This is a genomic window from Legionella sp. km772, assembly GCF_003989735.1.
Taxonomy (GTDB): Bacteria; Pseudomonadota; Gammaproteobacteria; order Legionellales; family Legionellaceae; genus Legionella.
The window spans coordinates 1-10386 of record NZ_RZGQ01000101.1; the positions used below are offsets into that span (position 1 = coordinate 1).

The following is a 10386-nucleotide window of genomic DNA, read 5'->3' on the forward strand; positions in this document are numbered from 1 at the left end:
AAATCAAATAATCACTATAAAGATCAAGCATATCCATTTAATTCCCTCCCTAAAATTAAGGGCGGAATTCTAATGCTTTTTAGTCAAACTACAAGTTTATGTGCGTAACATGAGTTAATTATTTTAAATCCTACTGGTCCACCTCAAGAATATATATACCATATCTTTATTTAGAAATATCGAATTTAAAAAAGCGCGCGCAGTAGAGAGTTAAAATATTGTTTATAATGAAAACCCTTCTGACACTATTTTCAATAAAAAACCTCTTCATTATGGGGAAGTTAAGCTTTTTAATCATGTTCACATCATAGGTTGCGCTGTATTGCTATCCACGGGAGTCTGGGTAGTAATAGTTAATTCCTCACTAATTTCTTTAATATCTTTAATGCGCTCTTCAATAATGGCTTTTATATTTTCGGGATCAGCGAGCGTTTTATCATTCGCACTCATCAGTTTTTCAATAACAGCGGGATCCGCTATTTCAAAAATCGCATCACTTACTTGCGCTAAAACCCTATCATCAGAGATAAGGGTCGCCATCCTTCTGACAAGTGGTTCAACCAAGGGTACTGTGGTAGGAGATTCAAGCGCATCGCGCTGATGCACTCTTTCCCATTTAGATAAAGCTATATCCGCAAGGTGGTAAGTAACTGTAGGAGGTAAGACTTCAGGTTCAACCAATTTAACTTTACTTAAATCATGGGCTGCGTGGATAGCACGGTTTAGTTCGCTAATTTTGGCAGTAGGAATTTCAATAATAGCTTCCTTATTCCGGGCAATTTTTTTTCCCAATAGTTCTTCTATGACTAAAACTTGTGCTTCGGTTTTAGCAATGATTTTTAATGATAAGCTATCATCTTCACGCCATAAAAAGCCAAGATTAATTTTATCAGCTTCAGAACTGTTATTTTTGTTTAATACTTCTACTAAACCTGGCAGGGCAATAAATTGACAATTAGGTTTTGCTAGTAAATCATCTCTTTTCTGATGATATTTTAATTCAGCAGCAGCCATTAATTTTAACAGGTTTTCTTGAGTTAAATTACAGCTCAATCCAGCACTGTTTCGCACCGCAGTTAAATTTAACTCATCTTTTAATTGACGCGCAATGCCCTCATTTGTAGTGCTTAGTGTATAAGTTCCATTTTCCTCTCTCTTTAATTGAAAAGGGATGCGAGCTTCCATGGGATCGAACCGCATTGTATTTAAAAAGACAGTCCCATCATGTGACATTACAGCAGTGGGCGAAAATATTTTTTCTAATTTATCCAGAAGATCTATTTCTGGTTTAGTTAACAACTGTCGTTGCTCAAATTTTGCAAGAATTAACTGATTACTTTTTTGCGCCTGCAAAGCCATATCATCAATAAACTTCAAATAATCAGACAGCTCTTTGTATGGCATATTATTTTTAATTGCTACATCCATTAGATCAATTTTCATTTTAGTAAAATACAAATCAAAATTTGATAATTTCCCAGAACATAACTGTAGAATTTGATTATCTATCAATGCCTTAATGGGGCTCCTTGGATTGCAAGCTGCATTCATGTCCCTCAACTGGTTTACCATATCAGGAGGTGTAGGGGTATTTTCTTGGATTCGATGTAATTCTTGCCTTAAACCAGGGAAACTTTTTATAACCTCTTCGCTGGGGTTTTCACCGGTGATCATTTTTCTTAGCAGATGAAATCCCTCCATACGTTCTGATAAGGGAGTATCGTAAAAGGTACTGTAGTTGCGATACATATAGTGACGGGCAAAACCAATTTTGGAAGAGCTTCTAAATAATGCGGGAGCTTTAGCAAAACTATCAACAAAAGAAAAATCATCGTTCAACGAGGCACAAACTCCATCGCCCTCATAGGGTTTACCATAGTCAAAACCATAAAATTTACCGTCAGCATAGCCTTTGTTTTGCGCATCCTTCCCCATACCGTCACGATCGCCAATAGCAATACCAAAAATTAAATTTCTGCCTAAACCAGGTATAATTTTTGAGCGTTTAACTTTTTCACTTTTATCCTCAACCAATACACCATTATAATCAGGCTCCCCACCACCATGAAGAAACTGGGTTAGTTCTTGTAAACCATTTTTCCAGCCGCAGGCCAATAAGGCATGCATTCCTTTTTCCCCATTTTTTACCCATGCAATTTCTTGTTTTTGATTGTCCATGCTAAAAATGCCAGCCAAACGCGTCCCAACGAATTCTCTTATCGCCTCTTTATTGGCTTTAAGTCTGTCTTTTTGTCCATCGGCATAATCAAGTTTATACATCCAAGCACTTAAGGCATTGTTCTTAGCAACACTTGCTTTTATTTCATCGCATAACCACTGCATTTGGTTATTTAGGCGATCACCTGCATGTGGACCGCCTATTTGGCTATGGACGAATTTTGCAAACAATACGCGCTTTCCACCTAGATCAGCGCTACTCAATTGTTCTCTTAACCGAGTAAAAGCTATTTTCTCCTCTTGAGAGATCTTGCTTGTCGCCGATAAGTTTTTATCTAAAATTATATCCAGCTCTTTAAAAAAAACTGCATTTAAATCGATTGCCCTAAAACCTGGTTCTACGCCACCTGGTTTATTGGCATAACAAAATTGATGAGTGCCAAACATAGTTCCTAAACGAGTCAATCGCTTATCTATTCTTAATGTTGGCTGGCTTAGATCTCCGCGCGATTTTTTTATCGAATCAGCAGACGGGCTTATTTTGGGGGTAGGTTTTGCATTTCCTATGACTGGCGCACTAATAGAAACTTGGGGGGTCTCAGATGCTTTCTTTTTTACCGGAGGTAACAATGCCTCTTCCTCTGATTTTTTTACCTGTACTGTAAGTAATTGATTAAGCACGCGCGCTGTTAAACCACCTGGCTGAATGGTATATAGAGGATCTTTTCCCAAGACCACACCGAAATTTTTAAGGCAGAAACTACTCAGAACTTTACCTAATTCGCTGCCCTTTCCTCCCATCGTTTTTAAAATTTCTGCATGTTCAGTAGCTAGGACATTAAGAATAGCCATAAGTTTTGCATCGGAGGTTAGTGAAGTATTGGTATTTATTTCACTGACTTTTTTCCCTAGTCGAGCAAGGGAGTCGTCTCGTGCGGTGCTGACTCGAGTTTTGTTTAATTGATCTAAAATATTTCGATATTCTTCAGCAAAGTTATCAGTGGTTAGCACTTCTTTTTGCTGCGGTTCACTTAAAAGTTTTAAATAGTGTTCAGTAAATTCACCATTTAACTCATAGCTTGTCCCACCGGTTGATGACTTAACCATTTGCTCATCTAGTGCCATCGCTACAAAATAATCAGGATCAATCTCTAAACTGCTTAATAATTGTTGATATACAACATTTCGTAAGGCAATAGACTCTGTTTCAGTGCCAACAAATTGCATCCATTCTGGACTTAGATTAACGCCGCCATCTACAGGAAAACTAGGGGTGTTAAGCAAACCATGCAAGGCCCTATAACCACAACTCCATCCATCTCGCTGTAAACCACTGCTAGCTACATTAGCAACTTTATTGACATAAGTCGGAAAAGCACTATAGGCTCCATCTTGATAATTAATTGCATCTAAGAGCGTTGCTTGTTCGGTTCCAGAAAGCGGCATTGAATCTTGGTAATCAATAGTAACTGACGAGGTAATGGGATTGACGGTCACCATGGCATAGGTCCAATGGGATCCTTGGCTACGTAAAGAGCCACTACTGCCACAATTAATCAGTAAGGGAATAGTGTAAGGCTCCACAGCATCAGCGTGTTTCACCCGTTCGAAATGCAGGATCATGCCAATATCTTCAGCATTTAAACGGGCAATATGTGTTCTGTCCTTAATACCAAGCTTGATGAGCATTCGCTCAAGATCCACTTCCCCTAACCATTCAGTTTGTCCTAACTCCTCATTAAGGAGTTTTTCAGCTATACCCAAATTGCTGCTTTGAGCATGTAAATCCCGTAAGGAGCGCCCTTCTAGTGCTTGGTTAAGCTCTATGCCCGCTAAGGCCGCATCTTTGGCCTTAAACGCGGTAGCAATGGGGGGGGAATCACCAGTTAAAACAACTAACTTATCAAGTAGTTCTTCTAATTTTTTAAATTGTCTAATATGATTCAGGCGGGTGTCTTCATTTTCACTGCCAATAGCAATAATATTTAAATTATCATTATTTAACTTATAAAAAAAATCGATGGCAGACTCTAAATGGGCATAATTCTCCATGTTGTCTAGCCAAGCAGGATTATAAGCTTCTTTAAATTTTTCTTGTAAATAGAGCCCAATAATCAACTTTTTTTTCTCAGCTTCCAATGCTTTCGTTACCTCACGTTCAGATATCATGTCTCTTCCTTTTAAAGATTAATGATAATGCCAAAACGAGATGTTTTGACTTTGTGTAACAGCATCATTTAAGAATGAGTTGCATTTCAGTCCAGTATGATATCTAAATTATAGTATTCAAATTAAATTGCGCACATTTTGCTTTTTTTTAACAAAATACTACTATTCATATAGTATTAACAGGTTTAAAGGGTATAATTATCCACCACCTTCATCCTGTAATTATCTTTAAATAAGGCTACTTTTATGGGAGCAGCACAGCCATCCCCTCTCTGGACTCTATTTCCTGTACAACAAGAAAATGGAGTGATAGTAAATTACGCCTGCGATTTTTCTGATGAGTTAGGCGAAAGCGTTTACAAAGGTTATGAATGTACGATACTTAGAGCTGAGCAAAGCCATTTAAAGCCTGTTCGCTTAAAAAAAGAAGAGTTGGAAATTAAGGCAGATAAACCTGTGGCCATAAAGCTTTATGATGGGGAACAGCACCCATCCCCCTATCAATTTTATGCCTCCAAAATTGCAGTTTTTACTATTGATGAACGAGATGTGCTTATCATGGAGTATCTGGATGGTATCCATATTCATCCTGATCATAAAGACAATGCCCAGTTAAAAAAATTAAGTTTTCTTGAGACGGTAGACATTGCTTGGCAATTAGTTTTGGGACTCAATCATTTACATTATAGAAATAGCAGTGGTATTCCGGTGGTGCATGGGGATATTAAAGGCGAAAATATTAAAATACGAATCAAGACTGATGCCGAGAATAAAACAAAAATAGACGTTTTTTATCTCGATATGGATTATGCAAAACCCATAACCAGCACCCCGCAACTCATCCAAGGTACTCCTGAGCATGTTGCTTTAGAAGTGCTTGACGGGCACTATTCCGAATCTAGTGATTTTTTTGCTTTAAGCCCACTTTTATTAAGTTTATTTGGAGCCTACAATCCTTTTAAAGAAATTATGGCCTTTAGAGATAGCCATAAACATTTAGAACAAGCTGAACTAATCAAAGGCTTTCGTGCTATCACTTTTTCTGCTGAAGGTTTATTTACTCATTTTGAAAAAAAACCTCTTCCTGTTATTGCCCGTTTAGTGCAAGAATTCATTTTAAGCATGGGTGATAATCATAAAAAAAGACGCCCAAGCCCAGACGCTATACTTGAATTTTTTACCGCCTTAAGGCAATTTTGCCTTGTTGATCCTCTTGATCAAGAGCTATATATTTTGCGTCTGTGCTTAGTCGCTGGAGAAACAAATTGCTTAACTGAGCCAAAATCCCTTACCCTATTTTTCTCACTAGACGAGGTAAATCAAGTTAGATTTATTAAGTTAATGACTTATAAGCAATCAATTGCCTTATATAAATCCGCCATTGAACACCATGCCTCACCCACAGTAATCGAAGCTTTACGTGCAAACATTGCCCGAGAATTAAGCGAGCAAATTGCAGTTTTAAAGCCTCCATCGCGTTTTGCTTCCCTTTTTTATTCCCCCCTATCAAAGAAAGAATTGCAATGGTTGCTGGATTGTTATGAAAAACATAATTCAGCTGACTTCCATGCAGCTGCCAATGAAAAAACTCGAGTTAAACTACAAAAATGTAAGGATGAATTATTTGCTCCTTTAATTGCCCCACTGATAGAGGGAATGGAGAAAAAAGCTACCGTTCAAACAATACTGAGCTAGTAAAAATCACTCCTCGTTCTTAAATTAAGATGAACCAATAGTTCACTTTATAGTCCTTATAAAAGTAAATATTTCTCTATCCAAAACAAAATTAATTTAATGGAGTAGCACGGAGAAATATTTTGCAAAAATCTTGCTATTTTCTAATCTGATTACCAATACTATTTTATGCAGTATAAAAATTTACTGAAATAAAATTCCTATGATAAAAAATCGCTCTTACTTTTTGGTTAGTTTTTTATTGTTCATCTCTAGCTATTATAGCTACGCTCAGGGCATTCTTTGGCAAGAAACCACCATTCCCATGACTGAAGCGGGTGATAAAGGATTAGAAACCCTATTGGTATGGCCTGATGGTCCAGGCCCACATCCCTTGGCAATTATTAGCCATGGAACGGCTCGAGACTTGCACGATAGGAAAACCTTGAGTGCGATTTCTTTTCTTCCTACAGCCTTAGAATTTGCTCGGCGGGGATTTGCTGTTGCCGTTGTATTACGCCGAGGTTATGGTCATTCTGGCGGGCACTTCCCTGCAAAAAGCGATCTTTGTAAGGGTACTTCTTATAATTCTACGGTTTATGAAGATGCAAAAGACCTCCATGTAGCCCTTGATTATCTTGCTACAAAACCCCAGTTTGATATGAATTATGTTTTACCAGTTGGCGTATCAGCAGGCGGCCTTGCAAGCTTGGCTCTTATTGCTTATTTTCCCCCAAAAGGATTAGTTGGCGCGCTTATTTTTGCTGCCGGACGGGGTTCTGTTTCTGATAATAATGTATGTGAAGAAGATAAATTAATCGATACATTCCGTGTATTAGGCAAAAGCTCCTCTACTCCCATGTTATGGGTTTATTCAGTAAATGATCATTTTTTTAATCCTGCCCTAGCTGCAAAATTTCTTACAGCCTTTGACAGTAGTGGCGGTAAGGCTATCCTTTTTGAAGCACCAAGCTATACCAACGAAGGCCACTATTTATTTTCAACCGCTGGCATACCGGTCTGGACCCCAATTCTCGATAATTATTTAAAAAAACTAGCTCTACCTTTATTTAAAACCATGCTCCCATTACCCCCTGTTGCTGATTTAGTTGCTCCTCAACAGTTATCCCATCAGGGTAAGAGCGCTTTTTTAGATTATTTGAAAAGTCCTCCTCATAAAGGCTTCGCAGTCAATGCCGTTGGGGCCTACGGCTGGATTTCTGGTAGCTATTCTGATGAAGAAGCTCAGGATAACGCTTTGCAAACATGTATGAAATACGGCAAGGGATGTTATCTCTATGCCTTAAACGATAGCTTAGTTAAAAAAGAGAGTCTTCAACCCCCTGAGCAATTATCTTCTGAAGGTCGACGGGCATTTTTAAACTACTTAAAAAGCCCAAGTTATAAAGCTTTTGCGGTAAGTTCTCGAGGTGGTTATGGTTGGATATCAGGAAGCTCATCTAGTAACCAAGCTCAAAATACAGCCTTAGAGACTTGCGCAAAGTACGCTAATGATTGTCATCTTTATGCTGTCGATAATAATTATTATAAAGCTGATAATAAGTCTTATGAAGGTTTTTTTAAATTCTGAGTATTTAAAACTCCTTTCAGATTGTTCCCTGGTTGCAGGGAACCAGCTTATATCTTATTATCGAACCTCTAAATATAGATAGTAAATTAAAATGCTCGAGCTAATAAAAACGCTTATTATAGCTTTGACAATATCTCTACCCCACTGGTCTTTTGCAAACTTACAACCATTCACTAACCGTGATTGTCAGGCTTTAGCAATGCCCAAAACAGTCTTATTAGTTCATGCATCATGGTGTCCCCACTGCAAAGCATTTCTACCCATTTACAAGCAGGTTTCCGATAAAAAAAAGTATGCGGGTTGGATCTTTTACCAAATGATGAATGATAAATTTGCACAGGTTTGTGGTACTGTTTTAACAGGCGTGCCGGTCACATTTAAGAATAATATGAAAAGCAAGCTAATGGGGAATAAACCGCCCGCCGTTTTGGAACATTTTTTAGATTCCCAATAAACTCACTTAGAGTTTAAAAGCAACGAGGTCCTTGTCATTTAAGGGAAAATGATATTCCCGATATAAATCTTTTATTTCGCTCCATAACTCTTGAAAATTATCATGAGTTTTGATTGTATTAGGAATAATTGTTTCATAATTACCACGTTGATAGTCATTGTACCTACCTTTCCCTATGCTAAATACTTCATCTAAACTGTGGGCTCCCATTGCGATGGTATAAAAACCGACAAAAAAGTCAAACAGTTGCATCTCGCAAGAGCTTAGGCCTGCTTGTTTAGCAAGTGCCAAACGCATTGCGGTCATACCAGAAGGACCGCATAATTGCGGCATATCATATACATGCATACCAGCATTAGTGAAATTACCTTTTGTAGTTATTTGGTATAAAAACATCCCTTTCTCATGCTCTGGCATGGTACAACATAAGAGGGTCTTATCAGTTTCATCCAAGGTTTGGTACTCTTCCGGGGCTAAAATACCTAAATTCTGAGATGTTTTAAAATAACTAAATACTCTTTTAGTTCGCAGATTATTAATAAATAACTGTCCACGATAGCTTAAGGTATCCCCAAATAATTGGTTTAAATCTACACAAGACCATCCTTCTTGCAACGCTTGTGCTAACTCAGGACGAGCCACGCCGCCATTAATAAAAAAAATAAGGTAAACCCGCTGAATGGCTAACTGTTTATAATAAGTTTCCGGTGCAAGGCTGTTTAAATCATTGGTAATCTTTGTATAAAAAACCTTGCTGTTATCCATGTCTACTTTATAAAAAAGCCTTACATCGCTTGATAAGAGTAAATGCTTATGAAATTTATAACAAAGAGAATTCTTATTTTCTGAATACTCAAAATCGCTAATGGTATTAGCGAGTCTAATAAGATCGGGCAAAATCAATTGAGAGACTTTATTTATTTCACTTATAAACAGTTTTTTATAGCTTAATACTAACTGGGCGAGTTTGGATTCAAAAATAGATTTTTTCCTACTATTGAAAAAACTATTGTGATGAACAGTTCTATTTTTTTTAATTAACTCCAGATCATCTTTAGCAGATCTTATATTATTCATACGCAACTTAAAATAATACAAAAAAATACATAGTATACTTTAATGGATAAATTATCGAGAAATTATCTGATTGTGCGAGTGTTAATAAAATAAAAAATAAACCATTACTAAAAGGGTCCTCCACTCAATTTGAAAAAAAACCAACTAATTAGTGCAAGTAAAGCCAATATATTGATTCACTAACGTTATTATTTGGTGGCGGGCAAAACATAAATTGCATACCCCCAACAGATTTATAATAACCTGATTAATCTAGCCCTAATCCCTGAGTGCTTAAATTTTACCCATGAACTCTTAACTTTTGTGGAGCTAACATGCGTAAAATATCTAAGCAAAAACCTATTATTATCTTATCTCCTATTGAGCCAGGTACTATGGGCGATTTATCTTTTGTCGATAAAATGATTGATGCTTACAGAAACCAAAAAAATGATCAGCCTTTTGTTATTCTCCTCAACGATATGGGTGATGTATCATTAAAAGATAAAAGTCTTGTGCTGGCATTAAAAGAAAAAGTGGGTGCAGAAAATGTACGTATTATACATACAGAAAAGGGAAAATCTGAGGAAATGCCCCCCTCTTGGCACCTTAGAGAGGAGATTGCCCAATCAGATCCTAAGGCCATTATTTATGGGCCAATGATTGTCGACAAGGATTGTTCTGCCTCAAAAAGATTAGCTACCTTGAATGATATACCCTTTATTGTTCTTCCCGAATACAGCTATAAATATAATGGTTCTAATTCTATACCTACAGGCCCAGGACCAGATGCGAGTGGCATGTTTTTAGATACCTTTGCTGAAAACCAAACAATACATGCTGATGATCAGCAAAAAATGGGTAAATCATTAAGTGAATTGGAAAATGATAGCCAGCTATTTTTTGCATATTTAAATAACCATAGTTCTGGGCGAGGAGCAGATCCCAAAACTTTTAACCAAGAATTATTAAGTTATTTATATTTTGTTACCAGCTCATTAGCAAACTCCGACAATAAAAAACCAGCGGAGGTATTTACACGAATTACACCTGATATCTTTCAGGCTTATATTACAGAATTAAAACAAAATAATCCTTATTCTTGTAGTTTTTCAATCCAATATAATGGAGTACAACATAGTAGGGTTTTACCGCATATCCAGCCCAAACTGGCAATGAGATAGTTAAGCGACCTTAAGTGCTAATATTTTGTCCATATCAAACAATATATCCTGTTCTTCAATATCCTGAGTAAAGTCATATT

Annotated in this window: 6 protein-coding genes; 4 read left to right on the top strand and 2 right to left on the bottom strand. The window is 37.0% G+C overall.

Features of this window, described 5'->3' with window-relative positions; all coding sequences use genetic code 11:
* Positions 1–300: 300 nt before the first annotated feature.
* Complete coding sequence (locus tag ELY15_RS10485; protein WP_127099756.1) at positions 301–4347, bottom strand: hypothetical protein; 4047 nt, start codon at positions 4345–4347, stop codon at positions 301–303.
* A 246-nt stretch (positions 4348–4593) separates the two neighbouring features.
* Between ELY15_RS10485 and ELY15_RS10490 the strand changes: the two genes are divergently transcribed.
* The 3 genes from ELY15_RS10490 (at position 4594) to ELY15_RS10500 (ending at position 8066) form a co-directional block, all read left to right on the top strand.
* Positions 4594–6042, top strand: coding sequence for a protein kinase (locus tag ELY15_RS10490; RefSeq protein ID WP_127099758.1), 1449 nt, complete (start codon positions 4594–4596; stop codon positions 6040–6042).
* Between the two features lie 202 nt (positions 6043–6244).
* Complete coding sequence (locus ELY15_RS10495) at positions 6245–7612, top strand: DUF4189 domain-containing protein (protein ID WP_127099760.1); 1368 nt, start codon at positions 6245–6247, stop codon at positions 7610–7612.
* A 91-nt stretch (positions 7613–7703) separates the two neighbouring features.
* On the top strand, positions 7704–8066 hold the full coding sequence (locus tag ELY15_RS10500; RefSeq protein ID WP_127099762.1) for a thioredoxin family protein: 363 nt from the start codon (positions 7704–7706) through the stop codon (positions 8064–8066).
* A 6-nt stretch (positions 8067–8072) separates the two neighbouring features.
* Here ELY15_RS10500 and ELY15_RS10505 read toward each other — a convergent pair whose 3' ends face one another.
* The gene (locus tag ELY15_RS10505) at positions 8073–9143 is read right to left on the bottom strand and encodes a hypothetical protein (RefSeq protein WP_127099764.1); all 1071 of its coding nucleotides are present in this window, start codon (positions 9141–9143) and stop codon (positions 8073–8075) included.
* Positions 9144–9457: 314 nt separating this feature from the next.
* Here ELY15_RS10505 and ELY15_RS10510 point away from each other — a divergent pair, with 314 nt between their 5' ends.
* Complete coding sequence (locus ELY15_RS10510; protein WP_127099766.1) at positions 9458–10306, top strand: hypothetical protein; 849 nt, start codon at positions 9458–9460, stop codon at positions 10304–10306.
* Positions 10307–10386: the final 80 nt, after the last annotated feature.